The 14,802-nt window shown below is 42.1% G+C and carries 15 protein-coding genes; 5 read left to right on the top strand and 10 right to left on the bottom strand.

Annotated elements, in window-relative coordinates; genetic code table 11:
• The first annotated feature begins 58 nt into the window (after positions 1-58).
• Positions 59-694 (top strand): cofactor assembly of complex C subunit B, encoded by a 636-nt coding sequence (locus tag HWQ36_RS26300; RefSeq protein WP_292708345.1) that lies wholly within the window; start codon positions 59-61, stop codon positions 692-694.
• A gap of 119 nt (positions 695-813) precedes the next feature.
• Here HWQ36_RS26300 and HWQ36_RS26295 read toward each other — a convergent pair whose 3' ends face one another.
• Complete coding sequence (locus HWQ36_RS26295; RefSeq protein WP_292708343.1) at positions 814-1,728, bottom strand: M48 family metallopeptidase; 915 nt, start codon at positions 1,726-1,728, stop codon at positions 814-816.
• Between the two features lie 262 nt (positions 1,729-1,990).
• Here HWQ36_RS26295 and HWQ36_RS26290 point away from each other — a divergent pair, with 262 nt between their 5' ends.
• Positions 1,991-2,509: a DUF456 family protein gene (locus tag HWQ36_RS26290; protein ID WP_012412032.1), complete on the top strand. Its 519-nt coding sequence runs from the start codon at positions 1,991-1,993 to the stop codon at positions 2,507-2,509.
• A gap of 511 nt (positions 2,510-3,020) precedes the next feature.
• Entirely contained in the window at positions 3,021-3,770 is a 750-nt protein-coding gene (locus tag HWQ36_RS26285) for a PEP-CTERM sorting domain-containing protein (RefSeq protein ID WP_292708341.1), read from the top strand.
• 101 nt (positions 3,771-3,871) lie between these two features.
• Here HWQ36_RS26285 and nblB read toward each other — a convergent pair whose 3' ends face one another.
• The 8 genes from nblB to HWQ36_RS26245 all read right to left on the bottom strand — a co-directional run bounded on the left by nblB (position 3,872) and on the right by HWQ36_RS26245 (position 12,622).
• Positions 3,872-4,537, bottom strand: a complete 666-nt coding sequence (nblB, locus tag HWQ36_RS26280; RefSeq protein WP_292708339.1) for a phycobilisome degradation protein NblB — start codon at positions 4,535-4,537, stop codon at positions 3,872-3,874.
• A gap of 94 nt (positions 4,538-4,631) precedes the next feature.
• Entirely contained in the window at positions 4,632-5,096 is a 465-nt protein-coding gene (locus tag HWQ36_RS26275; RefSeq protein WP_292708337.1) for a CBS domain-containing protein, read from the bottom strand.
• A gap of 188 nt (positions 5,097-5,284) precedes the next feature.
• Positions 5,285-5,716 (bottom strand): 8-oxo-dGTP diphosphatase MutT, encoded by a 432-nt coding sequence (gene mutT / locus HWQ36_RS26270; RefSeq protein WP_292708335.1) that lies wholly within the window; start codon positions 5,714-5,716, stop codon positions 5,285-5,287.
• Between the two features lie 264 nt (positions 5,717-5,980).
• The gene (locus tag HWQ36_RS26265; protein ID WP_012412037.1) at positions 5,981-6,325 is read right to left on the bottom strand and encodes a DUF760 domain-containing protein; all 345 of its coding nucleotides are present in this window, start codon (positions 6,323-6,325) and stop codon (positions 5,981-5,983) included.
• 248 nt (positions 6,326-6,573) lie between these two features.
• Positions 6,574-7,530, bottom strand: a complete 957-nt coding sequence (locus HWQ36_RS26260) for an RNA polymerase sigma factor, RpoD/SigA family (RefSeq protein ID WP_114081492.1) — start codon at positions 7,528-7,530, stop codon at positions 6,574-6,576.
• Positions 7,531-7,982: 452 nt separating this feature from the next.
• Entirely contained in the window at positions 7,983-8,192 is a 210-nt protein-coding gene (locus HWQ36_RS26255; RefSeq protein WP_292708330.1) for a hypothetical protein, read from the bottom strand.
• Between the two features lie 20 nt (positions 8,193-8,212).
• A complete protein-coding gene (gene carB / locus HWQ36_RS26250) occupies positions 8,213-11,479 on the bottom strand; it encodes a carbamoyl-phosphate synthase large subunit (protein ID WP_292708328.1) in 3,267 nt (1,088 codons plus the stop codon).
• Positions 11,480-12,067: 588 nt separating this feature from the next.
• On the bottom strand, positions 12,068-12,622 hold the full coding sequence (locus tag HWQ36_RS26245) for a Dps family protein (RefSeq protein WP_292708326.1): 555 nt from the start codon (positions 12,620-12,622) through the stop codon (positions 12,068-12,070).
• Positions 12,623-13,104: 482 nt separating this feature from the next.
• Between HWQ36_RS26245 and HWQ36_RS26240 the strand changes: the two genes are divergently transcribed.
• Entirely contained in the window at positions 13,105-13,368 is a 264-nt protein-coding gene (locus HWQ36_RS26240) for an Asr1405/Asl0597 family protein (RefSeq protein ID WP_292708324.1), read from the top strand.
• Positions 13,369-13,426: 58 nt separating this feature from the next.
• Positions 13,427-14,095, top strand: coding sequence for a (2Fe-2S) ferredoxin domain-containing protein (locus HWQ36_RS26235; RefSeq protein ID WP_292708322.1), 669 nt, complete (start codon positions 13,427-13,429; stop codon positions 14,093-14,095).
• Between the two features lie 472 nt (positions 14,096-14,567).
• Here the strand turns inward: HWQ36_RS26235 and HWQ36_RS26230 are convergent.
• On the bottom strand, positions 14,568-14,802 hold a 235-nt coding region (locus HWQ36_RS26230), incomplete at its 5' end, for a hypothetical protein (RefSeq protein ID WP_292708320.1).

The raw sequence follows: 14,802 nt of genomic DNA, 5'->3' as shown, positions 1-14,802 counted from the left end.
AAATGACAAATGACAAATGACAAATGACAAATGACAAATGACAAATGACAAATGATAAATGACAAATGACAATCGAGTTTTGCGGCGTCTACCCATTGTCGTGGGTGGGCTAGGCGCTTTACTTTTGCTGATTAACCGTTTGTTGACACCGGAATTAACCCAGTCTCAATCGCGTGGTGATGTGGTGGGCGTGATTTTGAGTGCGGTATTAGTTTTAACTGGTTTAATTTGGCAGCAAGTTCAGCCGCGATCGCCTGATATTGTAGAACTAATTGGAGAAGAAGGTTTTGTACTGGCAGCAGATTTACCCGAAAACGTGAAAACAGAGCTAGCCTGGGCATCTCATTTATTGTTGACTAATACAGTAACGCGATCGCTCGTGGTTTATTACCAAGGTAAAGTTTTATTGCGTCGTGGGATTTTGGGTACTAAATCTGAAGTTGTACCAGGAGTAATCCTAAAACAGGTACTCGAAAAACAAAAGCCAATTTATCTAGTTGCTCTAAAAATATATCCAGGTAGGCTTGAATTTGATTATTTACCAGAAAATACTCAAGGTGTAATTTGTCAACCTATTGGCAACCAAGGTGCGCTAATTTTGGCAGCAAATGCTCCTCGGAGTTATACCAAACAAGATGAAAATTGGATTGCCGGAATTGCTGATAAATTAGCCGTTACTTTTAGCTCGACTTGATCCAACCAACTAATATAAATTTGGGTTGGTCATCTGTCAGAATAAATCGTAATTTGTAATTATTAACTCAAATTAACTTCCTCTTATCTAGAGTTAATTACGAATTACGAATTATTAACTCACCAAGAAGTCAAAAAATTCCACCCTTCCTTTTCTTCTGGTGTCTTTTCTTCTTTTGCTTCTGGTTCTTCCGGTGTATTTAAATTTGTCTGTTGAATTAAATTATCATAAGCTCCGGAATCAACCCATTTTAATAATTCGCCAGCCCGCATAACTACCCAAGAAAGCCCAGACTCTGTATAGCTTAATATTTTAGTGACTTTATCCACACTATCAAAGTTATTGGATGCAAACTCACGGGCTTGGACAAGGAAATCTTCGATTACAGCAGTAGTTAAGTACTCATCTGGCAAACCTGCGAGTTTCATCAGTGTAGTAGTTGCTACGTCAATATCCTGACAAGCAAGCATTGCAGCCCGATCAGCAGTGAACCTAGACATCATCCGCCAATTATACAAACCTAGTTCCATACCACCAGCTATCAAGCCACCCACACCCAGCGTGGTACTGCTTAACAAATTTTTCAAAGTTGGCATCACAATTGCCATTTGGTGATAAACCATGTGCTGACTCTTGATGCGAGCAATTTCGTGTCCAAAAATGTAAAGCAACTCATCTGCGCCAAGCCACTCCATTGCATCTAAATTGATACCAACAAGGGGTTTTTCCACACCAACAATATAGGTTTTAATGTGGCCTGTGCCTTGAAAAAGATACAGTTCAGGAAGGGGAGCAACATCAAGAATTTCACAGGTTTCTACAAATGCTTGATGTAATTGGGGAAAATTACGGGGCGAAATTCTGATTTCACTACCAAGGCTTTGCAGCCTGAGTAAGCGATCAATACCATATTCGTTAATTTTCTTGAGTAGCAAGGAAACACCAGGCATATTTTGTAAAGAAGCCAAGGCTTTGCGATCAAAAGGATGTTCGTAGGCTTCTGAACTCAGTCCAGTTAATATTTTTCTCGTCATAAGTTTTGAGCTTTATTTTGGAGTGTTTGAGAAGTTCAGTTAGTCAGTACAAACGGCTTGTGCTTTCAGTGCGCCTGTGGCTAGGGGTGTGTTCCTACAATCTACAATTACTAAGACGAGCCAAGAGCGATCGCAGAGAGATTTTAGCAGATTGAACTAGAAAATCATATTTGCTGTCGGTGAAATCTAAGCATTTATCACCATTTTGCCCAGATACAATATAAAGATAAAGTAGGGGCGCTCGGAATTTAGAAATTTATCTATGCAAATTATTTATTGGCTATTAATTGCCGTAATGGTTGTGGGTATCATCGGTGCTGTAGTTCCAGCCATACCCGGTAGCAGCTTAATTTTAATTGCAATTATCGTCTGGGGAATCGTTAGTAGTTCCTTCGCGGCTATCAAGATTCCTCTAATTGTGACAATTATAGTTTTACTGCTCAGTGTTGGAGTAGATTTTTTAGCTAGCTATGTGGGAGCAAGACAAGCTGGAGCTAGCAAGTGGGGGCAAATTGGCGCAATTGTCGGTTTAGTGGTGGGATTTTTGGGATTATTGCCAACATTGCCTTTTGGGGGGCCACTGTTAGGAATTTTACTAGGCCCACTTTTAGGGGCAATTATTGGTGAGTATATTTACCGACGTGAATTTGGGTTGGCGGTTAAAGCAGGTATAGGAATTGTAGTCGGCTCTTTGGTGGGAAATTTGATTCAAGGGTTATTAGCGATCGCAGCAGTTGTAGTTTTCGTTGTGACAACTTGGCCACAGGTATTTGGTTCTTAGCATTTCAATTCCGCAGGAGTACGAATACTCGCTCTAAGCATACTCCTTCGGAGAAGCAGGCTACGCATAGCGTCTCGTAGAGAAGGCTTTACGCTGCGCTATCCGCTTTTTCAGTCAGAATTCAAAATGAATTCTGACTGCTGAATTCTGTTCGATAAATATATTGTCTACTCTATTTATCTAAAAAACAGTTGAGTAATGTCCAAGAACAAAAAGCACTAACTTTGTTCAGTATATGTAAGTTAAATAGATCAGCTTCAACCCTATTAAATGACAAATATACGAAGACCAGATATACAAGAAATTAAAATTTTATGAAGACTACTCAGCAATTGAAGATGTAATGAAGACCACTAAGTAAATCTTGCATACTCAGAATCTATGTGATTTTATGGAAATAAGAAATACGTCACGTAAGTGCCGCTTTCACTGACAGTATTTTAAATAAATTACTGATAGTACAAGTAAAACAATCAATTCTTTCCGTCAAACTTATTATTAGGATTCTCAAATGATCGTGATTAGTTTAAAATCTAAATTACTAAAAGCTACTTTGGCTGCTACTGCTGCACTTCCTTTAGCTGCTGCTGGGTTATTTACCTCTGCCGGTTCTGCTCAAGCTGCTTCACTTACAGGTGAGTTCAGTTTTAACGGTGGTGTAACTGTGAATCCATTTGCTAGCAGTTTAGTAACATTGAAAAAAGATTCACTAACCTTCACTCCAGATAGCGTTATTGCAGATTCCAATGGAGTAAAAAGTACCCCAGTTGGTGTTGCCGCTCAGACAGGAAGTTTCTTAAATTTCAATTCAGCAAGTATCCGTGATATCATCTCATTCAAAAGCGATACTGTGCAAAATCCATTTCTAGACCTTGGTAATCTTACGATTCCTGGTACAATTCTGCCTGGGGAAAGTACAGCCTCTCTAGCTGATGGCAAGAATATTTTTACGTTGACATCTTCTGATTACAAAATAAGTCAGACTGGTGCAAACATTACTATAGCCGTTGATTTGTGGGGATACTTTACCAGTGCGACTGGTGAGATAACTAAAGGAGCAGGAAGCTTATCTTTCCAAAGAAATAATACTACTGTTGCTCAGGCAAATACAATTCTCAATACTACTGGCGGTTCCTTGGCTAATTTGACTTTTTCTGGTTCTACCTTCACCACTTCCGTTCCCGAACCTGCTGCATTACTAGGCTTGGGTGCAGTAGGTGCTGTAATGGTGATGTCTCGCCGCCGCAGAAGTGTTGTTTAGTATGAACAAGTGACTTTCAGTTCCTAAAAGTCACTCTAATTTATCTATTCGATCTGGCTGGAATGCAAAATTTTACCAACCAGATCGAATTTTTTTTACTGTCAGACTGATTGCAAAGAATTTTTGGCTTCAGTTGCGATCGCTTCTACTTCATCATTAGCCAGTGTTTCTAATATAGATTTGGCTTCTGCACCGCCCAAAAGAGCCAGCGCTTGTACAACTCTGTAACGCATTTGCCAGTCTGGATTGGTAGCATAAGGAGCTAAAAGGGGAACTGCTTCTAAATTTCCTAATTCACCGAAAGAACTAATAGCAGCAGTTTGCACTAATTCGGTTTCTGATGAGAGTGCCTCTTTGAGCAATTCAAAGGCTCGTGGATCGCCCAATGCTCCTAATGTAGCGATGATACTAAATTGTATTAGCCATTCATCAGTCTTATAGTAAACCTCCTTTAAGTCTTCAAAAGCCTCATGTAGTTGGAGTGCGCCTATACAGTCTGCTGCTGCTGCTTGGACATCTACTTCAGAGTCATGAAGCAAGCGATCGCGCAAGATATCCAAAGATAATTGTAAATCTTGGGTTCCGAGTGTATCCATTTGACTCACCGCCGAGTAACGGACACGGGAATTGCGATCGCTAATGGCAGTTTGAAGCAATTCAAAGCCAACCGCAGGTTCCAGTTGGCGGATTTGATTTACTGCACGTAAGCGATCGCCTAAATCCTCAGAACTGAGCAATTGCTTAACAGACTCCGAAGTAATACTCATTTAGTTATCCTTGATTTTCAAAGGTGTAAAAAAACAGTCAAGTTTCATAAAACTCTTGACAAATGACAAATGACAAATGACTAATGACAACAGATTAATCTTGACTTGCTGCCATTGCCCGAATAATATCACCACGAGTGAGGATACCAATTACTTGATCGGTGCCATCAAGTACTGGCAAGCGGTGAACGCTGCGATCGTGCATGATTGTAGCCGCTTCTTTTAAAGTTTTATCAGGGGAAATTGCGATCGGGTTTTTACTCATCACCTCCCCAACGGTTTGTCCTAGTGCCTTATGTAAGTCACGTTCATACGTAGCTGGATTTTTTAAATAGATAACGCTATCAAGAAACATAATGTACGCAGGTGGAGTAACACCAGTTTCTTGCCACATCAAATCAGTTTCTGAGATAATGCCCACCAATTTCCCGACATCATCCACAACAGGTAGTCCACTGATATGGCGTTCTGCGAGAATTTGGATAGCTTCCTTCAGTGGAGTCTCCGCGTGAACGACAATAGGATCGCGGCTCATCACATCGGCAACGGTTTTAGGCATTTATTTGCTGATACCTTTAATCAAAGTCTCTGCGCCTATTGTAGAAAATTGCGGCACTCAACCTGATGCAATTAATAGATTGTTACGGGATTGGGCATTGGGAATTGGGCATGGAGAAGAGACAAGGGAGACAAGGAAGAGGGGGGAGATGAGGGAGAAACTTGTTCAATAATTCCCCCTTGTCCCCCTCATCTCCCCATTCCCCACTCCCCACTCCCTTTTAATGCAGCAATAATTTGAGTATTTGCTTTCGGAAAAGTAAACTGATCCAGTTCTTCCAAAGTTACCCAGCGAATTTCATCGGATTCCAAAGGTTGGGGAACACCTATAATATGGCAGCAGTGATGTACTGTGAGGGTAACGCGCAAATTTGTATAGGTGTGGTCAATAGTAATCAAATGCTCTCCCACTTCAATTACTATTCCCAGTTCTTCGGAAATTTCCCGTTGAATACACTCTTGAATAGTTTCACCAGGCTCGATTTTACCACCAGGAAATTCCCATAAACCGCCCATTGCTCCTTCTGGACGACGGCGATCGATTAAAATTTGCTTTTGGTCATTCCAAATTACTGCAACACCAATGATTTTATGGGGCGGGAAAGAACTGGTTTCACTCATAATTGATTGACAAGAGGGGAAGATGATTAACAACAAAACTCGGCAGACTAGTTTGAACTCTGCCGAGTTTTGACTTTTTAAATTTCAACCTTAATACGTCACTGTTTTGGATATTTTAAAAAAATCTAGCTGATAATTATTGGGAATTAGGGGTTGGGAATTAGGGGCAAAGATTTCGCAGAGGCTTATTTTTAATTCCTATAGCCGTGACTGTAGCTAGCAATCAGCCCAACAACAATATAGAGTTTGCTAACTTTTATATTTCTAGTCAACTTCGGTGTTGTTGGTTTCAGTCCCTTGTAGGGCGAGTTCAAAATTCATTCTCTGTTCAGCATTACGCAAGAAATAACCACTAATCATAGCAGAAGCCAAAAGCCGACCTAGACTTTCACGACTGGTGCTTACAGTGATGCCAAAGTGTTCTGAAGGTAGATTACCCAATAGTCCTGTAATATTCCGTTCCATCACCTGAAAAACTTCGGCAGATGTAGGTTTAGATAGCTGGGTAACTGTCTCTGGACTCAAAGATTTAACATACTGCCATAGTAAATCGTTAGTTTCTGATTCGCTATTGAAAAATTCTGAGACACGATTGGATGGGTTACTCATTATTTAGCTCCTTAACTACCACTCTTGGCTGCGGTGCTTGTGATTTGAATATTAAATGCCTGTTTTGGATTTGACTTAGCTAGCTATTTTGTCTTCCTGTGAACCAATGTAACAGCCTATCGTAAGAGTGGAAGTAGGTGTAACCGTACCAAAGTCAGCGTATTTTCTCACCCATAGGTCATTAGTCATTGGTAATTAGTCCTTTGTAAATAACTAATAACAAAGGACTAATGACTAATGACTAATGACTAACTTGCCAAATATTCACCCATGTTGGCTTTAGACTTGCGAAGTTTGGTTAAAGCTTCCCGCTCAATTTGCCGGACTCTTTCTCGGCTGATGTTCAGTATTTCACCGATTTTAGCCAGAGTCAACGCTTGCCCATCAGTTAAACCAAAGCGTAGTGTGATTACTTCCCTCTGTTGCGGTGTGAGATCGCCCATCAGCCGATCTAAGTCATAAGATAGGGAAGATTGCATGACAAATTCTTCTGGAGACGCTCCTGGATCTTCCAGCATTTCTCCTAGTTCAGTGTCGTAATTATCACCCAACCGCAAATCTAAGGAAAGGGGCAAACGCGCCTTTTCTAAATATTCTCGTACTTGTTTGGGAGTTAATTCTAATTCTTGAGCTAACTCACCAGCTGTAGGAGCGCGTCCCAACTTTTGAGACAATTGGCGCTGTGCCTTTTTAATCTTATTTAATTTTTCAGTAATATGGATGGGCAGCCGAATAGTGCGGGCTTTTTCGGCTATAGCACGAGTAATAGCTTGCCGAATCCACCAATAGGCATAAGTAGAAAATCTATACCCTTTGGTGGGGTCAAACTTTTCTACGCCGCGTTGCATACCAATACTACCTTCTTGGATCAAGTCCAGTAAATCGACGTTGCGCTTGATGTACTTTTTGGCAACGGAGACTACCAGCCGCAAATTGGCTTCTACCATCTTACGCTTGGCAATTTCACCATCAGCGATCGCTTCGTTCAATTCTGCTGGTTCTAACTTTGTCGCTTTGGCCCACTCTTCTAAAGTCGGTTGACGACCTAACTGGGTGGCAAGAGATTCTCTTGATTCGTGCAAAGTACAAGAACGTTGCACCTGTTTACCATAAAAAATCTCTTCCTCGTGTGTTAAGAGTGGCACACGGCCAATCTCACGCAGGTAAGTCCGCACGAGGTCTGTGGCTGTCTGAGCGGTCTTCATGGCGCTACTCTTTGGTAATGATGGGTTTGGCGGTAGGGTCATTAAGGGATAGATGCTTTGTTAGGGTGCTACCCAGTCAGACTGGGAACCCATGTATGGTTTGCAACTTACGCGCGCGAGAAACTCGGCTGCTCATAATAATCAAATTTAGGCTTCTTAACTGCTAAAAGTTACAGTTATTTCCTACTTTTCACAAGTATCTACAGTTAGATAAAAGGTCGCTTCTTAAACATTTTTTTATTGGAGAATTATTAATAATTGTAACATTTATGAGAATGTTTTGGCTATATAGAGACATTAAATCTCCTGGTTGTTCCAGTTCATACAGTATTGCCCTCTCTCTCAAGGCTCACTAGAAGTCAATTTCAGAAATTATCTGGTTAACATAAGCTTCCTCATATTTGCTAAGATATCTCTAATGAGAACTATAGTCATTCTCTTATAACAATTACTTAATTTTTTCTGGGATGGGGAATGGGGCATGGGGCACTTGTACTGAGCGACTTGTGCCGAGCCTGTCCTGAGCGTAGCCGAAGGGCGAAGCCGAGGTAAGTCGAAGTATTGGGCATTGGGCACTTGTACTGAGCGAAGTCGAAGTATTGGGCATTGGTTATTAATTCTTCTCTCTCACCTCCCGGTTGGTGAGCGAAGTCGAACCACATCTCCCCCCACTCCCCACTCCCTACTCCCTCAAAATCGGGCAATACTCTTGAATGGTTTTTACGTCCAAAGTGGTATTTTGTAAAGAACGGATGGCGGCAACGGTAGCTTTTGCACCAGCGATGGTAGTAATGATGGGAATTTTGTAAGCTAAGGCTGTGCGGCGGATTAACCTAGCATCAGTCTGGGCTTCTTCCCCTGATGGTGTGTTGATAATAAGTTGGATTTTTTGGTTTTTGATTGCATCTAAGACGTGAGGACGACCTTCATGGAGTTTCAGCACTAATTCAATATTTAACCCGTGTTCGAGAAGAACTCGCCGTGTACCAAGGGTAGCCATCACTGTAAAGCCCAAATCGATAAATTCCTTCACCACACCACTTGCAGCAGCTTTATCGCGATCGCTCATTGATACAAATACAGTTCCTGTCAGTGGTAAACGCTCCCCAGCACCCAGTTCTGCTTTGGCAAAGGCCCGGCCAAAGTCGCTGTCAATCCCCATCACCTCACCAGTGGATCTCATTTCTGGGCCCAATATTGTATCAGTTCCTGGGAATTTATTAAAGGGTAATACAGCTTCTTTTACTGCAATATGTGTGGGAATGACTTCTTCAGTAAAATGTAGCTCCTCTAAGGTTTTACCCGACATAATTAAGGATGCTAGTTTTGCCAACTGTACACCCGTTGCTTTAGATACAAAGGGCACTGTGCGTGAGGCACGGGGGTTAGCTTCCAGAATATAAACTTGGGGAGAATAACTACTTGCACCCACAACAGCAAATTGGATATTCATCAATCCCACAACTGAGAGCGCTTGTGCTAGCTGCACCGTCCAAGTGCGAATTTGATTGAGAACTGCTGGTGATAGGGAAATGGAAGGTAAAGAACAAGCGGAATCTCCTGAGTGAATCCCTGCTTGCTCGATGTGTTCCATAATACCACCAATTACCACCCGTCCAGTATGATCGGCGATCGCATCGACATCAACTTCAATCGCGTTTTCCAAAAACTTATCAATCAAAATCGGATGTTCTGGTTCCACTAGTACCGCAAAGGTCATGTAGCGTTCCAATTCAGTATCGGAATAGACGATTTCCATCGCTCGTCCCCCCAACACATAGCTGGGACGCACCACCACCGGATAGCCAATGCGTTTGGCGACAATCAGCGCATCTTCGTAAGTCCGAGCAATACCATTAGGTGGTTGGGCAATATTCAACTGTTGGAGAATCTTTTCAAACCGCTCGCGGTTTTCTGCCATGTCGATGGAATCTGGTGATGTACCCCAAATCTTAGTGAGCAGTCCCGAAGTGTTATTGCTAAGAAACTCTTGTAATGGAATAGCCAACTTTAGCGGGGTTTGTCCGCCAAACTGGATTATCACCCCGACTGGATTTTCAGTTTCGATGATGTTAAGGACATCTTCTTTTGTTAAAGGCTCAAAGTAAAGGCGATCGCTGGTATCATAGTCTGTCGAAACTGTCTCTGGGTTAGAGTTGACCATAATCGTCTCATACCCCGCTTCCTTTAAGGCATAAGCGGCGTGACAACAACAATAATCAAACTCTATTCCCTGCCCAATGCGGTTGGGGCCACCACCCAAAATTAAGACTTTGGGCTTGGTTGCTGGCAAAACCTCTGTTTCTTCTTCGTAGGTAGAATAGTAGTAGGGGGTAAAGGCTTCAAATTCAGCCGCGCAGGTATCTACAGTTTTGTAAACTGGGATGATTCCTAGCGACTTGCGGTAGGCGCGAACTTCATCTTCGGTGGTTTTGGTGGCATAAGCAATCTGGCGATCGCTATATCCGTCCCGCTTCACCTCATAAAGTTGCTCTTTTGTCAATTGCTGCAAGGGTGTCCGCTTCAGGAATTTCTCGACATCTAGGAGTTGCTGTAATTTATCTAAGAACCATCGGTCAATACCAGTTAGTTCGTAGATTTCCTCAATAGTTATGCCTTGTTGCAAGGCATGACGCACAGCGAAAATGCGATCGGGGTTAGGTGTCCGCAGTTGGGCGCGGATTTGTTCACCACTGGGTAATTTTTCGGCTTTGTCGCAACCCCAACCAGCGCGTCCTGTTTCGAGCGATCGCAGCGCCTTCTGGAATGATTCGTTGAAAGTCCGCCCAATTGCCATCGCTTCCCCGACAGACTTCATTTGAGTTGTCAGCACTGGGTCGGAACCGGGGAACTTTTCAAAGGCGAAGCGGGGAATTTTTGTCACCACATAGTCAATTGTTGGCTCAAAGGACGCGGGAGTTTTCTTGGTGATGTCATTTTTAATTTCATCCAAGGTGTAGCCCACTGCCAGCTTTGCTGCCATTTTAGCGATGGGAAAACCCGTAGCTTTGGAAGACAAAGCCGAACTGCGGGAAACGCGGGGGTTCATCTCAATTACCACCACATCCCCATTAAGCGGATTAACAGCAAACTGAATATTAGAACCGCCAGTTTCGACACCGATCTCGCGGATGATTTTAATTGCCATATCCCGCAGCCTTTGATATTCTTTATCAGTGAGGGTTTGCGCGGGAGCGACGGTAATTGAGTCCCCGGTGTGAATGCCCATCGGGTCAAGGTTTTCGATGGAACAGATAATCACCACGTTATCTGCCAAATCACGCATCACTTCGAGTTCATATTCTTTCCAGCCGAGTAAAGACTGGTCAATGAGAATTTGCGAAACAGGGCTGGCATCTATACCTACCTGTGCCATTTCTTCAAATTCTTCTTGGTTGTAAGCAATACCGCCACCACTTCCGCCCATAGTGAAAGCGGGACGAATAATTAGGGGATAACTACCAATTTGACGGGCAACCGCTTTGGCTTCTTCCAAAGATTCGGCTGTGTCGCTAGGACACACAGCTACTCCAATTCTGGCCATTGCTTGACCAAAAAGTTTTCGATCTTCGGCTTTTTCGATTGCTGGTAGTTTAGCGCCGATTAACTCAACGCCGTACTTTTCCAACACCCCATTTTTGGCTAAAGTAACGGCGAGGTTGAGGGCGGTTTGTCCTCCCATCGTTGGTAATAAAGCATCAGGGCGTTCTTTCTCAATGACTTTTTCCACCAATTCTGGAGTTAACGGCTCAATGTAAGTGCGATCGGCCGTTTCCGGGTCGGTCATAATCGTTGCAGGGTTGGAGTTGACCAAAACTACTTCATAGCCTTCTTCTCGCAGCGCTTTGCAGGCTTGAGTGCCAGAGTAGTCAAACTCACAGGCTTGTCCAATCACAATTGGGCCAGAGCCTAACAGTAGAATCTTCCTGAGGTCGTCACGGCGGGGCATAGTCGTTGCCTTGGAGTATGAGAATACAAATCCTGATTATTTTAAGGGTCTTTACACCCTATCGTGCTTTTTATTATTAAGTTTTCTAGGTTTGATGACAGGAAGTGGAGTGGAGAGATGAGGGAGATGGGGGGGATGTGGTTCGACTTCGCTCACCAACCGGGAGATAAGGGGCATAAGGAGGTTATTGAATAAATCTCTCCCTTGTCTCCCCACTCCCTTCCCAATGCCCAATACCTAATGATTATTTTGTAGTTCTAATTTTATTTAATTGTGATGATAAAATCTTTAAAGCTTTTGCGAATTTTTATTATTTAATTAAATAAGACTTTGCAATAACTGGTAATTTATTGTTGCATATATCTGTCTAATCGTTCAGCAAAAATAAATTTTTTAGATAAAAATATTTATTAACGATTTAATTGCTAAATATTTCCAACATTAAATATTATGATGATATGTTTACTTAAATTAAAAATGGCAGAGAAATAAGGTTATCATTCTCCGCCATTCTTTATAATGTTTTAAGAGTTCGTGCTGTCAACTTTTTCTCTCAGTCTAGGTAGACAAATCTAGATTATGAGAGTTTTAGCTTTGAGCCGCTTGGACAAACCCTAAAGTTAAGCTATCTTTAGCGAGGAAGTGAGACAAATGATAAGCACGTTCCTCGGTTTTCAACAAAATCTTTTCGTACAGATAGCGTGTACCCCGATCGCCTAAACTCTCTGCCTGAGCAGCTTGACGGCGAATCACGCCAAGAATGGCTTGTTCTGCGGCTAAGTCATTTTCTACCATTTGGCGAGAGGAATATACGCCTTCAGACTCTTGCTCAAAACAGGTTAATTCTGCTAACTTGCTAAAGGTCGCTACTGGCACACCACCTAGTCCATCCAAGCGTTCTCCAATTTCATGAACATGGTCTTGTACTTGGTTGTAACTTTCGTTAAAAAACTCATGCAGAGAGTAAAATTCTGAGCCTTCAACTACAAAATGATGCTTTTGGTACTGCAAATACAGTGCCTGGAAACTAGCTAATACAACGTTGAATCCTTCTGTAACTGGAGCAGTGACGCTGTGATCCAGCAACACGGGATTGTCATATACATTACCAAAATTCCGTAACAAAGTTTGCGTTTCAGACATTGTGTTCCTCTCTTTTTAACAGTTATAGATTTTAACTGCTTATTCTCAACATATTAACATTTTAATAATAAGTGCAAGCCAATTCGCCATCACAAGATTTTGTATTTTTGCTTACTAAAAATCTCAATTTTATTATTTGCTGGATGATGGCACAGCTATCAATGTGCATAAATCTCTCATTAATATTGACATCACGGCTTAAATGTGCATATTTACTCAGTAAAAGTGGGGGTATGAAGAAGAGACAAGGGAGAGACTTATTCAATAATTCCCCCTTGTCCCCCTGCCCCCTGCTCCCTGCCCCCTGCCCCCTCTCAATATGGAATGGCTGTAAAAGTTTGACTTTTTTTCCAAAATTAATGAGAATTGTTTGCACTTAAGTTATGCTGGTTTTAAGAGGTTACACTCCTAAAACTTTCAATAAGCAGAGAGTTAAATCGCGGTAATTACTGCAAGTTTGTTGCACTTTGAGGGCAATTCTCTTGAAATCGTTTAGTTCAGAAATAGAAAGCAACCACCTTGTAGAGGTGAATTGGGCAGATCGCTGGCAAGTCTATCAACGTCTAAAGGAGTTAGACATTCCCTGTACTTGTACAGCTAACCAGCCATTGAAAGTTGAAATTGGCTCTCCTGTGACAGCTGTTCAACTTTGGAGTGTGATACGGCGATTAACAGCCTCTCGTCAAGACCAAATTTTGACTCTTGAGTGCTGTTGGAAAATCGCTAACAACAGTTCTAATTTTTAGCTGCTGCTGAGAATATCTTGCTTGATAGGTTGTACTTAGTTAAAAGGAGATCAAAAAAATGGGTGCATCTCACAGTATGGAAGTATCAGAATTTTGTCTTGAGGGCAGATTTATAAATTTTGTTATTAAAGATGGCTATAAGCTTAAAGGCTTAATGCTGGGGACTCATGAGGGTGAGTCTTATATTAAACTAGCTAAACATTTACGGGCTGCTTTTGACTTGCGCTTACCACCAGGCACTTGGTTGCAAGTTGTTGGTTACAAAAAGCATGATTTGAAGGATGGCACTGTCACTTTGAAAGCTGAACGGGTAATGGCGGCGCGTTCTGAGATGGGGAGAGTTGAAACGATCGCACCAGTACAAGAACCCCCGTCTATTGATAATGTCAAGGTAAAGCCAGCTAAGGCTAAAGCCACGATTTTGGTATGTCAAAAGTCTGATTGTATGAAACGCGGTGGTAAAGCAGTTTGTCAGGCGTTGGAGGCAGCTTTAAGCGATCGCGGTTTAGAAGACCAAGTTACAATCAAGGGCACTGGTTGCATGAAAAATTGCAAAGCTGGGCCAAACCTAGTTATGCCAGATAAAACACGCCATAGCCGAATTCAGGCGGCACAAATCCCGGCGCTGATGAATCAGCATTTCGGTGACAAGAGTTTAGAAGCACAGCCTGAGAATTTAAGGGAAGTAGCGATATCTAATGGCAAACCTTGGGGAAGTAATTCATAAAATCTTGACATTTCAATGAGAAAGCTTAATAATATCTTCTCAAGTGTGTTCCGTTAAGACTCGGCCGTAAAGTCCGATAGAAGTTTGCAATAAAATCAAAAAACTGGCTTTAATTAAGGCCAGTTTTTTGAGTGAATAAGATTTTTATTAAGCAATTTTTAACTGGCATACTCCCATAATTTGGAAAAATTCAAGGGAATGTATTTGATTGATGAATACGTAGACGCAAAGAGACTTGTCGTTAGACATCGCTTACAGTTGAAGCGTCAATCATCAATGATTTAAAAACATATATAGCGGTTCCCTGTTGAGTGAGGTACAAAAACCCCACCCCCAAACCCCCTCCCCGCTCTTCGATAGGGGGCTATGAAGTACCTCATTTGATTAGGAAAAGCTATAATGCTCGTGACTTTAATGGCATTGAGCAGTTTGGGATAAAAATATTGACACCTGCGGAGTTTTTGCAATCTATCTATCCCAATCTAAACCATTTTACCAACTCCGCCTTGACCTTCTGAAGCTCGATGTTGACCTTCTGAAGCTCAATGTTGACTTTTTGAGACTCGATGTTGACCTTTTGAGGCTCGATGTTGACCTTTTGAGACTCGATGTTGACCTTTTGAGGCTCAATGTTAACCTTCTGAGGCTCGATGTTGACCTTTTGAGGCTCGACGTTGACCTTTTGAGGCTCGACGTTGACCTTTTGA

The sequence above is a fragment of the Nostoc sp. NMS2 genome (assembly GCF_017115105.1).
GTDB lineage: Bacteria > Cyanobacteriota > Cyanobacteriia > Cyanobacteriales > Nostocaceae > Nostoc.
Note: the sequence above shows the minus strand (reverse complement) of the source record. Positions and strands in the feature narration are given on the sequence as shown.